Genomic DNA, 16,990 nt, shown 5'->3' on the forward strand with positions numbered 1-16,990 from the left:
GAACATTCATGTTCATCCGTCCGCTATGCCGATGGGGGCCGCATTTTCAGATCGGTACCTCCGACCCATTGCTACGCCAATGGCGCCATCGGTAGTTGGTGAGCCGCGCTCCCCAATCGCGTGCCGTTGCGCTGATGTTGACGGCTTCGACTCATCGGGCACGAGGCATCAGGCCGCAGAGAGAGGGCTCAGTCAATAAAAAAAGGGCACCCGAAGGTGCCCTTTTGTCAAAGCCTAAGTGACAGAAGCAGTCAGCTTAGAACTTGTGACGGATACCAGCCGTAACGGCGAACTGGTTGGTGCTTTGCGAGAAGCCCAGGCCGTTCAACGATGCGCCGCCAGGAGCGTCGTTGTTGGCGTGTTGCCACAGACCAACCAGGTACGTGTCCGTGCGCTTCGACAGGAAGTAGTCGACGCCCAGGTTGACTTGGTGGTACTTCGGCGACACGTTCGTGCCCAGTGCGTTGAACGTCGACCACGTGTACGTGTACGAAGCGCCCAGTTGCAGAGCCGGGGTCAGCATGTACTTGGCGTTCAGTTCGGCGTTGTCGAACTTCCAGCTGCCGCCACCGATGTACTGGTAGACGCTGTGCGAGTAGACCAGACCCAGCGTGGCCGGACCGAAGGCGTACGAACCGCCTGCCGATGCGATCCATGCCTTGTCGCTTGCGCCGCCAGCCGTCATGGCCGTCGTTGCATCACCCGTGCTGTTGATCACGCCGCTGGCGTTGCTCGACGGCGAACCCATGTACAGGTAGCCAGCACCGAACGACACCGGGCCGTTTGCGTAGCCCAGACCGAACGAGTAAGCGCGGTTGTTGGCGAAGCCCGTACCCGTCGTGCCGTTGTTGGCCGAGTTCGAGAAGCCGTACATACCGCCAGCGCTGAAGCCGTTGTAGTTAACGGTCGTGTACTTGACAGCGTTGTTGACGCGGAACGAGTTGTTCAGGTTGTCGTTATCGAACGGGTGAGCGCCGGCGAACGTCGCCCACTGGCTACCCGTTGCGAACGGACCAACGAAGTCAACCACGGAGTCGTACTGACGACCGATGGTCAGCGTACCAGCCGTTGCGCTGCTCAGACCAACGTAGGCTTGACGACCGAACATGCGACCGTTTTGGCCCAGCGTGCCCGAACCCAGGTTGAAGCCGTTTTCCAAGACGAAGATCGCCTTCAGGCCGCCACCGAGGTCTTCAGCACCCTTCAGGCCCCAACGCGAACCTTGCAGGTTGCCGTTGGCGAACTGGAAGTTCTTCGACGTGTTGGCCGTACCGGCCAGGTTACCGCCCGTCTTGCTGACGTATTGCAGGCCAGCGTCGATGATACCGTACAGGGTCACGCTGCTTTGAGCGTGAGCAGCGCCAGCGAATGCGCCGAGCACACCCAGAGCGAGAAGCGACTTTTTCATTGAGTGATCTCCAAAGGATTGTGAGATTTGTTTAACAAGGTCACTAGTGATAACGTCCTTGCTAATCAACTTCGCGAGAAGTTGGACGTAATGTAACAAATTCACTTTAGGCGGCAAAGGAAAAGGCCGGTTTTACGCGGGTTTGCGACGGGTTTTGTTTCGTTTACGCAACATCCCGGAAACCGGCGTCTGGCGGGGATTTCGCGCGTTTGCGCCCGCGCAAGGCACGCCGGATAAAGGGGCGTATCATCGGCGGCGGACGCGAAAGAATCGTCCAGCGTTCCACATAGTGAAAGATTCAAGCGAGTTGAAAGTACGATGTTCTCCGACAGTCTGATTTCCGAACTTGACCGTGGCCTGCGTGCCATCGCAGGTGTCACCCAAGCCTCCCGTCCGACGCCCGTAGCGGCTCCCTCTATAAATAGTGAAGCTTCCGTTGGCGACGATGCGTTGACGCCGGAAGAGCGTCGTCACGTTGCCGGGCTGATGCGGGTCAACCACGTCGGTGAGGTGTGTGCGCAGGCGTTGTATCAGGCACAGAAGCTGGCGACGAAGCGCCCGGAGCTACGCACGGCGTTCGAGCATGCGGGCAAGGAGGAGGAAGATCACCTCGCGTGGACGGCGCACCGTCTGTCGGAGCTGGGGTCGCGCCCGAGCCTGCTCAATCCGCTGTGGTATGCCGGCGCGTTCGCCATCGGTTTCGTAGCAGGCAAATGCGGCGATAAGGTCAGTCTCGGCTTCATGTCGGAGACGGAGCGTCAGGTGGAGCATCATCTCGATAGCCATCTCGACGATCTGCCCCCGCACGATCTGCGCTCGCGCGCCATCGTCGATCAGATGCGTCTCGACGAGATCGAGCATGGTCAAGCCGCCCGCGACGCCGGAGGTATCGAACTTCCCGCGCCGGTGCAGCGCGTCATGCGCGCTGCGGCCAAGGTCATGACCACGACCGCCTACTATATATAGAGCGTTAATCAGGCCCCCCGAACGACCCCCACCTCTGAATCGACTTCCCTTCGCGTAGCTCGTGCCAGCCCTGTGTGTACGGGTTTGGCACGGCGTGAGCGCGCACTACCCGGTATCGATAGTGATGGCGGGCCTCCTGCGAGGCGACGCCCGAAATATGAGGTTCCACTTTCACTATCGCACTTATGTCATTAATTTTCCTGACAAAATTCCGTTTTCCTGCTTTAGGAAAGTGAGCTAAGTCATTGTTCTGTCTACCAAATTGCCCCCTAAAAACGGGTGAAACGCTTGACCGGCCATACACTCTCCTCTAAAGTGGGAAATAGTGTGAGAAAGTGTATTTTTGTGTGGCGTACGGCACAAAATCTTTCTCTTTCGGCATGACAGGCAGGCGGACGAAACCTCACGGGAGCGCACGTGTTTCAGGGAGCCTCGGCACTTTCACTGGATGCAAAGGGACGGATGTCGATTCCGGCCCGGCATCGTGACGTGCTTCAGGGCGACGCTGAAGGCAAGGTGACGATCACCAAGCACCCCGACGGATGTCTGCTGCTGTTTCCGCGTCCCGAATGGGAGATCTTTCGCGGCAAGATCGCCGCACTGCCGATGGACGCGCACTGGTGGCGACGCATCTTTCTGGGCAACGCAGCCGACGTCGAGATGGATTCGGCAGGCCGTGTCCTGGTGGCGCCCGAATTGCGCGCGGCTGCGGGCATGGACAAGGAAGTCATGCTGCTGGGCATGGGCAGTCATTTTGAACTCTGGGATGCCGCAACCTATGCCGCCAAGGAACAGGCGGCGATGGCGCAAGGCATGCCGGAGGCACTGAAGAACTTCACTTTTTGACAGATCAGGTGGTCCGACGAGCATGGCGCACGCGGTGGAAACGGTAATGCAGCACCGCACGGTCCTGCTAGAGGAGGCCGTGGATGCCTTGCTGTGGCGCGACGATGGCGTATACGTCGACGGCACATTCGGCCGCGGCGGGCACAGTCGCAGGCTGCTCGAGCGGCTGGGCGACAAGGGCAGGCTGATCGCGTTCGACAAGGACCCTCAAGCGATCGCGGAGGCGGCAAAAATTGCCGATCCGCGATTTTCGATTGAGCACGACAGCTTCGCGACGTTGCGCGAGGCGATGGCCCGGCGCGGTATCGAGAAGGTGTCGGGTGTTTTGCTGGACCTGGGTGTCTCGTCGCCGCAGTTCGACGACCCCGCACGCGGATTCAGTTTTCGTTTCGACGGCCCGCTCGACATGCGCATGGATCCCACGCGCGGCGAGTCGGCTGCCGACTGGCTGGCCCGGGCAACGCTGGAAGAAATGACGGAGGTCATCAAGGACTATGGGGAAGAACGGTTTGCTTTTCAGATTGCAAAGGCGCTTGTTGCTCGCCGGGCAGACGCCGACCGCCTCGGGCCTCTCGTCAGTACACGCGAGCTTGCCGCGATCGTGGCTGGCGCCGTCAAGACCCGTGAGAAGGGCAAGGACCCGGCAACACGTACCTTTCAGGCTCTACGGATTCACGTCAATCAAGAGCTTGCGGACCTGCAGATAGCACTGGATGTGGCGGCCGATGTCCTCGAAACGGGAGGCAGACTCGTGGCGATCAGCTTTCATTCGCTGGAAGACCGTATCGTGAAGCGCTTCATGCAAGCGCGCTCGAGCGCGCCGGCGGTGGATCGTCGCGTGCCTTTGCGCGCCCACGAGATCCCGGTGCCGCCGTTCAAGGCCGGTCGCAAGATCAAGCCCTCCGCCGCCGAGGTGGAGGCAAACCCGCGTTCGCGCTCGGCGATCATGCGGGTCATGGAGCGGGTGTCGTCATGAGCCGGCTCAACATTCTTCTGCTCGCGCTGCTCATCGGCTGCGCGCTCTCCCTGATCAATGCGCAGTACCGCGCCCGCGGCACGTTCGTCGAACTGAACCGCGAGCAGGCGCTCGAGCATCAGTTGCTTCAGGACTGGGATCGTCTCCAGTACGAGCAAAGCGCACAGAGCAAGAGCGCCCGGATCGAGAGCGTGGCCCGCAGCGACCTGAAGATGCAGGCCGTCTCGCCGGGCCGCACGCAGTATCTGTCCGCGCCGGCTGGTGGCTCGGGTGCGATGGTGGATGTGCCGGTGCCGACCGCGAGCGCCGCATCCGCCCCTGCGAGTGGAGGCAAGCGATGATTCGCCGCAAGGACGCCAAGGCCAAGACCAAGGATGTGCAGTTCTCTGCCAGCCCGGTCCTGTCCGTGCGTCTGCCGATGTGGCGCTCGAAGATGCTCGTCTTCGTGATCTTCGGCGCATTCGCGTCGCTGGTCGCGCGTGCCTTCTGGATTCAGGGGCCGGGCAACGCCTTCTATCAACGTCAGGGCGAGAGCCGTTACGAACGCACACTGGAGATGTCCGCCACGCGCGGCAAAGTGTTCGACCGTAACGGACAGGTGCTTGCCACCAGTCTGCCCGTCAAGGCGATCTGGGCGATTCCGGAAGACGTGCCCGACGACGTGTCGGCCGAGCAGGTGCGCAAGCTCTCGCGTCTGCTCGAGATGAGCGAGCCGGATCTGCGTCGCAAGTTCAATCAGGAAAAGAGCTTCGTCTACGTGAAGCGTCAGGTCCTGCCGGACGTGGCGAAGCAGGTGGCCGACCTCGACATTCCGGGCGTGTATCAGCGCAAGGAGTACAAGCGCTTCTATCCGGAAGGCGAGATCGCGGCGCACGTGGTCGGTTTCACGAACGTCGAGGACATCGGTCAGGAAGGCGTCGAGTTGTCGATGCAGAAGGATCTGGCCGCAACGCCGGGCAGCCGCCGGGTGATCAAGGATCGCCTCGGCCGTGTGGTCGAGGATCTCGACATTCTGGCCCAGCCGCGCGACGGCCACGACATCACGCTCTCGATCGACAGCAAGATCCAGTTCCTCGCTTACAGCGAACTCAAGGACGCCATTGAGCGTACCGGTGCCAAAGCCGGTAGCGCCGTGGTGCTCGACGTGCGCACGGGTGAAGTGCTCGCGCTCGTCAATCTGCCGACCTACAACCCCAACAACCGTACCAATCTGACGGGCGCGCAACTGCGCAACCGCGTCATCACCGATACCTTCGAGCCCGGCTCGATCATGAAGCCGATCACCATCGCCGCGGCGATCGAAAACGGCTACGTGAAGCCGACGTCGACGGTGATGACCACGGGCCGCGCCAACTTCTTCGGCGCGAACATCACGGATACCCACGACTACGGCCTGCTGACCGTGGCCGGCGTCATTCAGAAGTCGAGCAACATCGGTACCGCCAAGATCGCGTTGCAGATGAAGCCGCAGGAAATGTGGGACATGTTCACCAGCGTCGGCCTCGGTCAGGCCCCGAAGCTCGGGTTCCCGGGCGCGGTGGCGGGACGTCTGCGTCCGGCCAAGAGCTGGCGCCCGATCGAGCAAGCCACGATGGGATACGGCTACGGTCTGTCGGCGTCGCTGATCCAACTGGCGCGGGCTTACACGGTCTTTGCTCATGACGGCGAGTTGTTGCCCATCTCAATCTACAAGACGGATGGCAGTGTGGTGAAGGGCACGCCGGTGATCTCGCCGGCAACGGCGCGTGAAGTGCGCAAGATGCTGGAGATGGTGACGTCGCCGGGCGGCACTGCCACGCGCGCCCAGGTCATCGGCTATCGCGTCGGCGGCAAGACCGGCACGGCGTACAAGCAGTCGGGCAAGGGGTACGACAAGAGCAAGTACCGCGCATCGTTCGTCGGCATGGCGCCGATGTCCGAGCCGCGCATCATCGTCGCCGTGACACTCGATGAACCGGGCCGCGGCTCGCACTACGGTGGCGTGGCCGCCGGTCCGGCGTTCGCTTCGATCGTGGGCGGCACGCTGCGTGCGTTGAACGTAATGCCGGATTCGCCGGTGACCAAGCTCGTCGTGAGCGACAAGGTGGAGGAGAGCGAGCCATGGGCACCGTGACCCCGACGCCGGGCAATCCCGAGACGATCTCCATGATCGCCGATGCCACCGACCGCGCCACGCTCGCGCAGGCGTGGGACTGGCTGCGCCGCACGGTGCCGGCAGGAGCCACGCTGCATGCGGATAGCCGTCGCGTGACGCCGGGCGACGTGTTCGTGGCGTACGCCGTCAAAGGTGCCGACAGCCGCGGTTTCATTGCCGATGCCGTCGAACGCGGCGCCGCGGCCGTGCTCTGGCAGAGCGACGACTTCACGTGGCCGGCGCAACTGACCAGCCTCGCCAACGTGCCGCAATTCGGCGTGCCGCGTCTCGACTGGCTTGCCGGTCCGCTGGCGGCGCTGTGGTACGGCGAGCCGAGCGTCGGCATGACGATGCTGGGCGTGACGGGCACCAACGGCAAGACGTCGTGCAGCCAGTGGCTGGCGCAATTGCTGACGAAGACGAACATCCGTAGTGCCGTGATCGGCACGCTGGGCAGCGGTTTCCCCGGCCATCTCACGGTGACGGGCTTCACGACGCCGGATGCCGTTCAGTTGCAACGCAGCCTCGACGATCTGCGCGCGCAAGGCGCTGCGGCGGTCGCGATGGAAGTGTCGTCGCACGGTTTGTATCAGGGCCGCGTCAACGGGGTGGCGTTCGACGTCGCCGTGTTCACCAATCTGACGCAGGACCACCTCGACTACCACGGCACGATGGCCGAGTACGAGGCCGCGAAAACGCGTCTGTTCGATTGGCCGGGGCTGAAGGCTGCCGTCATCAATCGTGACGACGCGATGGGACAGCGCCTGCTCGCACGTCTGGCCGGGAAGACGCCGGTCTTCGAGTACGGCATTCACGGCGCCGCCACGTCGAAGCATGACAACCGCGTGTTGCGCGCCGAAGAGATTCGGGCCACCACTGCCGGTACGCGCTTCACGTTGCACATCGACGACCAGAGTCAGCAAGTTACGGTGCCGTTGATCGGTGAGTTCAACATCAGCAACGCGCTGGCGGTGCTGGGTGCGGCGCTGGCCGCCGGTGTGGCGCAGGATGCCGCGATCGCCGGACTCGCAACGCTCGCGCCCGTCTCCGGTCGGATGGAACAGATCGGACAGCCGGGGCAGCCGCTGGTCGTGATCGACTACGCGCATACGCCCGATGCACTCGACAAGACGCTCGCCGCGCTGCGGCCGGTGACCGAGGCGCGTGGCGGCAAGCTCGTCTGCGTGTTCGGTTGCGGTGGCGATCGGGATGCGGGCAAGCGTCCGCAGATGGGCGCGGTGGCCGAGCGTCTGGCAGACGCGATCGTGCTCACCAGCGACAACCCGCGCACCGAGGTGCCGGCCGAGATCATGGCGCAGATCGCCGCCGGTCTGACGCAGCCCGATGCGGCGCGTCGCATCGAAGACCGCGCCAGCGCGATCCTTCAGGCGGTGCGCGGTGCGCAACCGGCCGACGTCGTGCTCATCGCGGGCAAGGGTCACGAAAGTACACAGGAAATCATGGGTAAGAAGCGGCCGTTCTCCGATCAGGAACACGCGCGTCTGGCACTTGCAGCGCGCGCGACTACGGTACGCGGAGGTGGCGAATGACGCAGACGTCGATGATGACGCCGATGTGGCACCTCGGCGACGCCAACGCAGCCGTGGCCGACTCGCAAGTGGTCGGTGCGCCGTCGACGGCGTTCACGCGCATCGTGACCGATAGCCGCTCGGTGCAGCCGGGCGATCTGTTCGTGGCGCTCAAGGGCGAGCGCTTCGATGCGCACGACTTCCTGGCCGACGTGGCGCGCGCGGGCGCTGCCGCCGTGGTGGCCACCCGTGTGCCGGAAGGCTTCGAGTCGCCGGCGCTGATCGTGCCGGATACCCGCATCGCGCTGGGCCAACTGGCGGGCGCATGGCGCCGTCGCTTCGCGATTCCCGTGGTGGCAGTGACCGGCAGCAACGGCAAGACGACCGTCAAGGAAATGATCTCGGCGATTTTCGCCGAGGCGGTGGGCGCGGATGCGCGTCTGGCAACCGCGGGCAACTTCAACAACGATATCGGCCTGCCGCTTACGCTGTTCCGTCTGAAGGACGGCGACAAGCTGGCCGTGCTCGAACTCGGCATGAACCACCCGGGCGAAACCGCGTATCTCGCGAAGATCGCCCAGCCGACGGTGGCCGTCATCAATAACGCACAGCGCGAACATCAGGAATTCATGGTGAGCGTGGCGGCGGTGGCCGAGGAACATTCGGCCGTGCTGGCGGCGCTGAGTGCCGACGGCGTGGCAGTGTTCCCGGCGGAAAGCGAATTCGCGCCGATGTGGCGTGAGGTGGCGGGCAAGCGTCGCGTGCTGGACTTCGCGCTCGACGCGCGCGCTGCGGTCTCGGGACGCTACGACGTGGCAACGCGCGTGCTGCGCGTGTCGTCGCCGGCGGGCGAGTTTTCGCTCACGTTGCCGCTGCTCGGCGAACACAACGCACGTAATGCGCTGGCCGCGATTGCGTGCGCATTGGGCGCGCATGTCGACATCGGTTCGATCGTGCGGGCACTTGAGGCGTTTTCGGCCGTCAAAGGCCGTCTGCAAGTGTCGACGCTCTCGAAGGGACCGCTCGCAGGTGTCACGTTGATCGACGACACCTATAATGCGAACCCCGATTCTGTACGGGCCGCGATCGACGTACTCGCTCAAACCCCTGCGCCGCGCGTTCTGGTGCTTGGCGATATGGGCGAAGTCGGCGACAACGGTCCGGCATTCCATCGCGAGGTGGGCGAATACGCCGCACAGCGCGGTATCGATCGTCTGCTGGCGTTGGGTGAACAGACGCCGGCCAGCGTCGCTGCGTTCGGCGACGGCGGCGAACATTTTTCGGATGTGACCGATGTCGCGCCGCTCGTGGGCAGGTTGAACGCCACGTTGAGTGCACCGGCCACGGTGTTGGTGAAGGGAAGCCGCTTCATGCGGATGGAGCGCGTGCTGGAACAGTTGCGCGCGACGACGGAAAGCGGGGGCGGCGACGCCCCGGCCAAGTGATAAAGGATTGATGGAATGTTGCTGACGTTGGCGCAATGGCTGCAAGCGGATGCGAGCTATTTGCGCGTGTTCAACTACCTGACGTTTCGGGCCGTGATGGCAAGCCTCACGGCGCTGGTGATCGGGCTCTCGTTCGGGCCGATGGTCATTCGCAAGCTCGCCGAAATGAAGGTGGGCCAGGCCGTGCGTACCGACGGCCCGCAGACTCACCTCGTGAAGTCGGGTACGCCCACGATGGGCGGCGTGCTGATTCTCATCGGCATTACCGTCGCGACGCTGCTCTGGGCGGATCTGAGCAACCGTTTCATCTGGATTGTGCTGCTGGTGACGCTGGGCTTCGGCATCATCGGCTGGATCGACGATTACCGGAAGGTCGTCTACAAGGACCCGCGCGGCATGTCGTCGCGCGAAAAGTATTTCTGGCAGTCGATCATCGGTTTGTTCGCCGCGATTTATCTGGCGTTCTCGGTGTCCGAGACGAGCAACCTGAAGGTTTTCGAGCTGTTCATCAGTTGGGTGCGCAACGGTTTCCCGCTCGATCTGCCGCCGAAAGCGGACTTCATCGTGCCGTTCTTCAAGACGATGACCTACCCGCTGGGCGTGTTCGGCTTCATCGCGCTGACCTACTTTGTCATCGTAGGCTCGTCCAACGCCGTTAACCTCACCGACGGCCTCGACGGCCTGGTGATCATGCCGGTCGTGCTCGTGGGCGCGGCGCTCGGCGTGTTCGCCTACGTGATGGGCAACGTCGTGTACTCGAAGTACCTGCTGTTTCCTCACATATCGGGTGCGGGCGAGTTGCTCGTGTTCTGTTCGGCGATGTCGGGCGCGGGGTTGGCGTTCCTGTGGTTCAACACGCATCCGGCACAGGTCTTCATGGGCGACGTGGGCGCGCTGGCGCTTGGCGGCGCGCTCGGTACCGTGGCCGTCATCGTGCGTCAGGAAGTCGTGCTGTTCGTGATGGGCGGCGTGTTCGTCGCAGAGACCATTTCGGTGATGCTGCAAGTGACGTGGTTCAAGTACACGAAGAAGCGATTCGGTGAAGGAAGGCGCATTTTCAAGATGGCGCCGCTGCATCACCACTTCGAATTGTCGGGATGGAAGGAAACGCAGGTGGTGGTCCGCTTCTGGATCATCACGCTGATGCTGGTGCTGATCGGATTGTCGACGCTGAAACTGCGTTGACATGTCGAGGTGCCGGGGTGCCGAGGTTCTGGCAAACGGCAAGTCGATAGAGATGGACAGAGAGCGACATCGCGCAACCGCGAAGTCGCTTTCGCGCAAAGTTGGACTAAAGGTAGGGCCGCTCGCGCCGATAGCAGTAGATCGGTGTCATTGAAGCGATGCATTCGTAGGTTGTTTGAATCGATAAAAAGGAAAGAGCGACGTGTTCGGCGAGAAGTTTGGTGAATCCTGGCAACCGCGTGTCCTGATCCTGGGTCTGGGAGAGTCCGGCCTGGCGATGGCGCGTTGGTGCGCGCGTTACGGCTGCCGAGTCCGGGCGGCCGACACGCGTTTTGCTTCGTCGGATACACCTCCGAACCTCGTGACGTTGCGCGTCGACGCGCCGCAGGCCGAGTTCGTCGGTGGCCCGCTCGCCGATCAGATCGACACGTTGCTCGCCGATATCGAACTCATCGGTATCAGCCCGGGGTTGTCGCCGCTCGCGCCCGATGTGTCGGCGCTGCTCGCCGTTGCCGCCGAGCGTGGCATTCCGGTGTGGGGGGAGATCGAGTTCTTCGCGCAGGCGCTGCGTCACATGCAGACGACCAGCGGCTACGCGCCGAAGGTGCTCGCGATTACCGGCACCAACGGCAAGACCACGACCACCAGCCTGACGGGCCTGCTGTGTCGCCGTGCCGGCAAACGCACGGCCGTGGCGGGCAATATCAGCCCGTCGGCGCTCGACCGTCTGAGCGAGTGCATTGCCGACGCCACACTGCCCGACGTCTGGGTGCTCGAACTCTCCAGCTTCCAGTTGGAGACGGCGCATTCTCTCGCGCCCGACGCCGCAGCGATTCTCAATATCACGCAAGACCATCTGGACTGGCATGGCGACATGGACGCCTATGCCAACGCCAAGGCGCGCATTTTCGGTGAGAACACGGTGCGTGTGCTCAATCGCGACGATGCGCGCGTGATCGCCTTCGCTTCGCCCGAGGCCAATGTCGTGACCTTCGGCACGGGCAAGCCCGACGCCGTCGGCGACTTCGGCCTCGAGATGGAAGGCGGCATGTCGTGGCTGGTCGAGGGCTACACGCGCGACGACGCGCCGCCCGCCCCGAAGCGTCGCAAGGCAGGTACGCCGGAAGCGACGGTCGAGGTGCTGGGCAAGCGTCTGATGCCGGCCGACGCGCTGCGCATTCGCGGCCAGCATAACGCAGTGAATGCGCTGGCGGCGCTCGCGCTCGCCCGCGCGATCGATCTGCCGCTCGCCAAGCTGCTGCACGGTCTGCGCGAATACCCGGGCGAGCCGCACCGCGTGCAACTCATCGCCACGATCAACGAAGTCGAGTTTTACGACGACAGCAAGGGTACGAACGTCGGGGCCACGGTCGCGGCGATCACCGGGCTGGAGAAGAAGCTGGTCCTGATCGTCGGTGGCGACGGCAAGGGGCAGGATTTCTCGCCGTTGGCCAATCCCGTCGCCCATCATGCGCGCGCCGTGCTGCTGATCGGCCGCGACGCGCCGTTGCTGCGTGAGGCGCTGACGGATTCGGGCGTCGATCTGATCGATGCCCCGACACTCGAAGAGGCCACGCGCGAAGCCGCACGTCTGGCGCAGCCCGGCGACGCCGTGCTGCTCTCGCCGGCCTGCGCGAGCTTCGACATGTTCCGCAACTACGAACATCGCGCACAAGTGTTTCGCGACACCGTGGTTGATCTGGCCGCCGACGCGGGGGTGATGCTATGAACCGTATCAAGTCGTTCTTCAGCAAGAAGCGTCAGGCCGGTTTCGCCGGCGCCGGCACGGCCACCACGCCGGGCGCCGCGACGACGGCTGCGAGCCGCACGCTCGGCAGCATCAAGCCGACGCGCTCGCGCATGCTCGAATACGATCACGCCCTCGTGTGGGTGGTGATCTCGTTGCTGTCGCTCGGACTGATCATGGTGTATTCGGCGTCGGTCGCACTGCCGGACTCGCCCAAGTACAGCGGCTATTCGACGTACCACTTCCTCGGCCGTCACATCGTGTCGCTGACGATCGGTCTGGTCGCGGCCATCATCACGTTCCGGATTCCGGTCAAGACGATGGACCGGCTCGCGCCCAAGCTCTTCCTGCTGGCGCTGCTGCTACTGGTGATCGTGCTGATCCCGCACGTGGGCAAAGGCGTGAACGGCTCGAAGCGCTGGATTCCGTTTGGCGTGCTCAACCTGCAGCCGTCGGAAATCATGAAGCTCGCGGTTACGCTGTACGCCGCGAACTACACGGTGCGCAAGCAGGAATTCATGCAGAGCTTCGGCAAGGGCTTCCTGCCGATGGGGATTGCCGTGGTGTTCGTCGGCATGTTGCTGCTGCTCGAACCGGACATGGGCGCGTTCATGGTCGTAGCAGCCATCGCGATGGGCATTCTGTTCCTCGGTGGCGTGAACGGTCGACTCTTCGGCGGGCTGGCGCTCACGGCAGTCGGCACGTTCGCGATGCTGATCTGGCTGTCACCGTGGCGACGCGAGCGGATTTTCGCGTACCTCGATCCGTGGCGTGAAGACTACGCGCTGGGCAAGGCCTATCAGTTGACGCACTCGCTCATTGCGTTCGGACGCGGCGAGTGGACCGGTGTCGGACTCGGCGGCAGCATCGAAAAACTGCATTACCTGCCCGAAGCGCATACCGACTTCATCCTCGCGGTGATCGGTGAAGAGTTTGGCTTCGTCGGCGTGCTGGTCGTCATCCTGCTGTTCTACTGGCTGGTGCGTCGCGCGTTCGAAATCGGACGTCAGGCACTGGCGCTCGAACGCACGTTCGCCGGGCTGCTGGCCAAAGGCGTCGGCGTGTGGCTCGGGGCGCAGACCTTCATCAACATGGGCGTGAATCTGGGCCTGCTGCCGACCAAGGGGCTGACGTTGCCGCTGGTGAGCTACGGCGGCTCGGGCATCTTGCTCAACTGTGTGGCCGTGGCGATCCTGCTGCGGGTGGATTACGAAAACCGCGTGCTGATGCGGGGAGGAAAAGTATGACCGAGCGCGCCACCGCGATGCCGGCACCGGAAACGAAGACACGCACGCTGCTGGTCATGGCCGGCGGCACGGGCGGTCACGTCTTCCCGGGGCTCGCGGTCGCCAACTTCCTGCGTGTGCAGGGTTGGCGCGTGGTCTGGCTCGGCAATCCGACCGGCATGGAAGCGACGCTCGTGCCGAAGTACGACATTCCGATGGAGTTCGTGAAGTTCGGCGGGCTGCGTGGCAAGGGGCTGCTCACGAAGCTGCTGCTGCCGCTCAATCTGCTGCGCGCGTTCTGGCAGAGCCTCGGCGCCGTGCGTCGTGCCAAGCCGAACGTGGTGCTCGGCATGGGCGGCTACATCACGTTCCCGGCGGGGATGATGGCGTCGCTGCTGGGGCGTCCGCTGGTGCTGCACGAGCAGAACTCGGTCGCGGGCATGGCGAACAAGGTGCTCGCCCGCGTGGCGGACAAGGTGCTGCTGGCGTTCCCCGACACCATTGCAGGGGGCGAGTGGGTCGGCAATCCGATTCGTGCGGACTTCGACGAGATGGCGTCGCCGGCCGAGCGCTACAACGCGCGCACCGGTCCGCTGCGCATTCTGGTCGTCGGCGGAAGCCTGGGCGCCACGGTACTCAACGAGATCGTGCCGAAGGCGCTGGCCAAGCTGCCCCGCGAGGAGCGTCCGCAGGTCACGCATCAGGCGGGCGTCAAACATATTCAGACGTTGCAGGCGAATTACGCCGCAGCGGGGGTGACGGTCGAAGCGGTGCCGTTCATCGACAACATGGTCGCGGCTTATGCCGGGGCGGATCTGGTGATCTGCCGGGCGGGTGCGATGACGGTGGCCGAAGTGGCTGCGGCGGGTGTGGCGGCGCTGTTCGTGCCGTTCCCGCATGCGGTCGACGACCACCAGACGACGAATGCGCGTTTCCTCGCCGACAAGGGCGCGGCAACGCTGATCGATCAGCGCGAGCTGTCGGTCGAGACCCTGGCCGAGTGGCTGCGCCGTCAGACGCGCGAATCGCTGCTCGCGATGGGAGAGAAAGCCAGGGCGCTCGCCAAGCCGGACGCCACCGAACAAGTGGCGCGCGTGTGCGCGGCTCTGGCCAAGGATTGAAATGAAACACATCGTCAAACATATTCACTTCGTCGGCATTGGCGGCTCGGGCATGAGCGGCATTGCCGAGGTGTTGCTCAACCTGGGATATCAGGTTAGCGGCTCCGATCTCGGCGACAACGCGGTGACGCAGCGCCTCGCCAGCCTTGGCGCGCGCATCGCACGCGGCCATGCCGCAGAAAACATCGAAGGCGCGGACGCCATCGTCGTGTCCACCGCCATCACGGCAGATAACCCGGAAGTGCTCGCGGGCCGTGCCCGTCAGATTCCGATCGTGCCCCGTGCGCTGATGCTCGCGGAACTCATGCGTCTGAAGCAGGGCGTGGCGATTGCGGGAACGCACGGCAAGACGACCACGACGAGCCTCGTCGCCAGCGTGCTGGCACAGGGCGGGCTGGATCCGACGTTCGTGATCGGTGGCCGTCTGAACAGTGCCGGTGCGAACGCCAAACTGGGCACAGGCGATTTCATCGTGGTCGAGGCCGACGAATCGGATGCCTCGTTCCTGAACCTGAATCCGGTCATCGAAGTCATTACGAACATCGATGCGGATCACATGGATACGTACGGGCATGACTTCGCCCGCCTGAAGCAGTCGTTCGTGGCGTTCACGCAGCGTCTGCCGTTCTACGGGATCGCCGTGTTGTGCGTGGACGATCCGAACGTGCGCGAGATTCTGCCGTTCGTCTCGAAGCCGATCGTGCGTTACGGCCTGTCGGAAGACGCACAGGTGCGTGCCATCGACGTGCGCGCCGACGCCGGTCAGATGCGCTTCACGGTGCTGCGCCAGTTCGGCGCGGGCGCCGCGCCGCTCGACATCACGCTCAATCTGCCGGGCGAGCACAACGTGCGCAACGCGCTGGCCGCGATTGCGATTGCGACCGAACTCGAAGTGCCGGACGCCGCGATCGCGCAGGCGCTGGCGGAATTTAACGGCGTAGGCCGACGTTTTCAGCGGTATGGCGAGATCGCCCTGCCCAAAGCAAGCGGTGCGGGCACGTTCACGCTGATCGACGACTACGGGCATCACCCGGTCGAAATGGCGGCAACGCTCGCAGCGGCACGTGGCGCGTTCCCGGGACGTCGCATCGTGCTGGCTTTCCAGCCGCATCGTTACACGCGCACGCGCGACTGCTTCGAGGACTTCGTGAAAGTGCTCTCGGATGCGGACGCCGTGGTGCTCGGCGAAGTCTATTCGGCGGGTGAGGCGCCCATCGTGGCGGCCGACGGTCGTGCGCTGGCGCGCGCACTGCGTGTGGCCGGCAAGGTCGAACCGGTTTTCGTGGAAGACGTTGCGCAATTGCCCGACGCCATTCTGCAAGTCGCCCGTGCGGGTGACGTCGTGATCACCATGGGTGCCGGCTCCATCGGCGCGGTGCCCGGCAAGTTGCAAGTTCAGCAAGGAGTTTGACGTGAGTGCTTTCGATCCGAAACGTTTCGGCAAGGTTGGCGTCCTGATGGGCGGGCGCTCGGCCGAGCGTCAGATCTCGCTGATTTCGGGCAACGGTGTGCTCGATGCGCTGCGCTCGCGCGGCGTGGACGCACACGCGTTCGATACCGGCATGCACGACCTCGCGGCGCTTGCCGCGCAGAAGTTCGATCGCGTGTTCATCGCGCTGCATGGCCGTTATGGCGAAGACGGCACGATGCAAGGCGCGCTGGAGCATCTGGGCATTCCTTACACCGGCAGTGGCGTGTTGGCTTCCGCGCTGGCGATGGACAAGGAGATGACCAAGCGCATCTGGATCAACGAAGGGCTGCCGACGCCGCGCTTCACGATGCTGCACGCCGACAGCGATTTCGACGCCGTCGCGCGCGATCTCGGTCTGCCGCTCATCGTCAAGCCGTCGCGCGAAGGCTCGACCATCGGTTTGACGAAGGTCACGGAAGCGTCGCAACTGAAAGCGGCGTTCGAGAAGGCGGTGGCACTCGATCCGGACGTGCTCGCCGAAGAATTCATCGATGGCGACGAACTGACCGTGCCGGTGCTCGGTATGGGCACCAAGGGCGCGAATGCCGCCCGTTCGTTGCCGGTGATCCGTATCGTCGCGCCCGACGCGAACTACGACTACCAGAACAAGTATTTCAAGGACGACACGCGTTACGAATGCCCGCCGCCGTTGTCGGTATCCCTGCAGGAGGAAGTGCAGCGCCTCGTGTTGCGCGCCTATCTCGTGCTGGGTTGCCGTGGCTGGGCCCGCGCCGACGTGATGCTGCGCAAGCGCGACAACAAGCCGTACCTGTTGGAGATCAATACGTCGCCGGGCATGACCGGTCACTCGCTGGTGCCGATTTCGGCACGCGCGGCGCGCCTGTCGTACGAAGACCTGGTGGTTGAAATTCTGGCAACTGCGACGCTCGATCTGCATCCGAACGCGCAGTGGAAGCCCGAGTAAATAAACCGAGC

General features: G+C 63.7%; 14 protein-coding genes. 13 read left to right on the top strand and 1 reads right to left on the bottom strand.

Annotated features, from left to right (window positions below; genetic code table 11):
* Positions 1-256 precede the first annotated feature (256 nt).
* The gene (locus A9762_RS04940) at positions 257-1,408 is read right to left on the bottom strand and encodes a porin (protein WP_069340934.1); all 1,152 of its coding nucleotides are present in this window, start codon (positions 1,406-1,408) and stop codon (positions 257-259) included.
* A 318-nt stretch (positions 1,409-1,726) separates the two neighbouring features.
* Here A9762_RS04940 and coq7 point away from each other — a divergent pair, with 318 nt between their 5' ends.
* From coq7 to A9762_RS05005, 13 genes are all read left to right on the top strand, one after another.
* Positions 1,727-2,374 (top strand): 2-polyprenyl-3-methyl-6-methoxy-1,4-benzoquinone monooxygenase, encoded by a 648-nt coding sequence (gene coq7, locus A9762_RS04945; RefSeq protein ID WP_069340935.1) that lies wholly within the window; start codon positions 1,727-1,729, stop codon positions 2,372-2,374.
* A gap of 417 nt (positions 2,375-2,791) precedes the next feature.
* Positions 2,792-3,220 carry a division/cell wall cluster transcriptional repressor MraZ gene (gene mraZ / locus A9762_RS04950; RefSeq protein ID WP_010806918.1) on the top strand — a complete coding sequence of 143 codons (429 nt, stop codon included), beginning with the start codon at positions 2,792-2,794 and terminating at the stop codon, positions 3,218-3,220.
* Positions 3,221-3,242: 22 nt separating this feature from the next.
* The gene (gene rsmH / locus A9762_RS04955; protein WP_069340936.1) at positions 3,243-4,196 is read left to right on the top strand and encodes a 16S rRNA (cytosine(1402)-N(4))-methyltransferase RsmH; all 954 of its coding nucleotides are present in this window, start codon (positions 3,243-3,245) and stop codon (positions 4,194-4,196) included.
* Positions 4,193-4,537, top strand: a complete 345-nt coding sequence (gene ftsL / locus A9762_RS04960; RefSeq protein WP_044457168.1) for a cell division protein FtsL — start codon at positions 4,193-4,195, stop codon at positions 4,535-4,537. Before rsmH ends, ftsL begins: the two co-directional genes overlap by 4 nt.
* Positions 4,534-6,309, top strand: a complete 1,776-nt coding sequence (locus A9762_RS04965) for a penicillin-binding protein 2 (RefSeq protein WP_069340937.1) — start codon at positions 4,534-4,536, stop codon at positions 6,307-6,309. Before ftsL ends, A9762_RS04965 begins: the two co-directional genes overlap by 4 nt.
* A 32-nt stretch (positions 6,310-6,341) precedes the next feature.
* Positions 6,342-7,880, top strand: a complete 1,539-nt coding sequence (locus A9762_RS04970; protein ID WP_069341023.1) for a UDP-N-acetylmuramoyl-L-alanyl-D-glutamate--2,6-diaminopimelate ligase — start codon at positions 6,342-6,344, stop codon at positions 7,878-7,880.
* Positions 7,877-9,304: a UDP-N-acetylmuramoyl-tripeptide--D-alanyl-D-alanine ligase gene (murF, locus tag A9762_RS04975; RefSeq protein ID WP_240493449.1), complete on the top strand. Its 1,428-nt coding sequence runs from the start codon at positions 7,877-7,879 to the stop codon at positions 9,302-9,304. The genes A9762_RS04970 and murF overlap by 4 nt, the downstream gene beginning before the upstream one ends.
* 15 nt (positions 9,305-9,319) lie before the next feature.
* Entirely contained in the window at positions 9,320-10,489 is a 1,170-nt protein-coding gene (mraY, locus tag A9762_RS04980) for a phospho-N-acetylmuramoyl-pentapeptide-transferase (RefSeq protein WP_069340938.1), read from the top strand.
* A gap of 202 nt (positions 10,490-10,691) precedes the next feature.
* The gene (murD, locus tag A9762_RS04985) at positions 10,692-12,218 is read left to right on the top strand and encodes a UDP-N-acetylmuramoyl-L-alanine--D-glutamate ligase (RefSeq protein ID WP_069340939.1); all 1,527 of its coding nucleotides are present in this window, start codon (positions 10,692-10,694) and stop codon (positions 12,216-12,218) included.
* Positions 12,215-13,483, top strand: coding sequence for a putative lipid II flippase FtsW (gene ftsW / locus A9762_RS04990; RefSeq protein ID WP_069340940.1), 1,269 nt, complete (start codon positions 12,215-12,217; stop codon positions 13,481-13,483). The genes murD and ftsW overlap by 4 nt, the downstream gene beginning before the upstream one ends.
* On the top strand, positions 13,480-14,583 hold the full coding sequence (gene murG / locus A9762_RS04995; RefSeq protein ID WP_083253640.1) for an undecaprenyldiphospho-muramoylpentapeptide beta-N-acetylglucosaminyltransferase: 1,104 nt from the start codon (positions 13,480-13,482) through the stop codon (positions 14,581-14,583). The genes ftsW and murG overlap by 4 nt, the downstream gene beginning before the upstream one ends.
* A gap of 1 nt (position 14,584) precedes the next feature.
* The gene (gene murC / locus A9762_RS05000; RefSeq protein ID WP_069340941.1) at positions 14,585-15,994 is read left to right on the top strand and encodes a UDP-N-acetylmuramate--L-alanine ligase; all 1,410 of its coding nucleotides are present in this window, start codon (positions 14,585-14,587) and stop codon (positions 15,992-15,994) included.
* A 1-nt stretch (position 15,995) separates the two neighbouring features.
* On the top strand, positions 15,996-16,979 hold the full coding sequence (locus A9762_RS05005) for a D-alanine--D-alanine ligase (RefSeq protein WP_083253641.1): 984 nt from the start codon (positions 15,996-15,998) through the stop codon (positions 16,977-16,979).
* The last annotated feature ends 11 nt before the right edge of the window (positions 16,980-16,990 follow it).

Origin of the sequence: Pandoraea sp. ISTKB, assembly GCF_001721285.1 — a bacterium.
Lineage (GTDB): Bacteria > Pseudomonadota > Gammaproteobacteria > Burkholderiales > Burkholderiaceae > Pandoraea > Pandoraea capi.

What these genes read in the sequence shown, in the direction of transcription:
- A9762_RS04940 (WP_069340934.1), bottom strand. Translation starts at nt 1,408, where the DNA reads ATGAAAAAGTCGCTTCTCGCTCTGGGTGTGCTCGGCGCATTCGCTGGC.
- coq7 (WP_069340935.1), top strand. Translation starts at nt 1,727, where the DNA reads ATGTTCTCCGACAGTCTGATTTCCGAACTTGACCGTGGCCTGCGTGCC.
- rsmH (WP_069340936.1), top strand. Translation starts at nt 3,243, where the DNA reads ATGGCGCACGCGGTGGAAACGGTAATGCAGCACCGCACGGTCCTGCTA.
- ftsL (WP_044457168.1), top strand. Translation starts at nt 4,193, where the DNA reads ATGAGCCGGCTCAACATTCTTCTGCTCGCGCTGCTCATCGGCTGCGCG.
- A9762_RS04965 (WP_069340937.1), top strand. Translation starts at nt 4,534, where the DNA reads ATGATTCGCCGCAAGGACGCCAAGGCCAAGACCAAGGATGTGCAGTTC.
- A9762_RS04970 (WP_069341023.1), top strand. Translation starts at nt 6,342, where the DNA reads ATGATCGCCGATGCCACCGACCGCGCCACGCTCGCGCAGGCGTGGGAC.
- murF (WP_240493449.1), top strand. Translation starts at nt 7,877, where the DNA reads ATGACGCAGACGTCGATGATGACGCCGATGTGGCACCTCGGCGACGCC.
- mraY (WP_069340938.1), top strand. Translation starts at nt 9,320, where the DNA reads ATGTTGCTGACGTTGGCGCAATGGCTGCAAGCGGATGCGAGCTATTTG.
- ftsW (WP_069340940.1), top strand. Translation starts at nt 12,215, where the DNA reads ATGAACCGTATCAAGTCGTTCTTCAGCAAGAAGCGTCAGGCCGGTTTC.
- murG (WP_083253640.1), top strand. Translation starts at nt 13,480, where the DNA reads ATGACCGAGCGCGCCACCGCGATGCCGGCACCGGAAACGAAGACACGC.
- murC (WP_069340941.1), top strand. Translation starts at nt 14,585, where the DNA reads ATGAAACACATCGTCAAACATATTCACTTCGTCGGCATTGGCGGCTCG.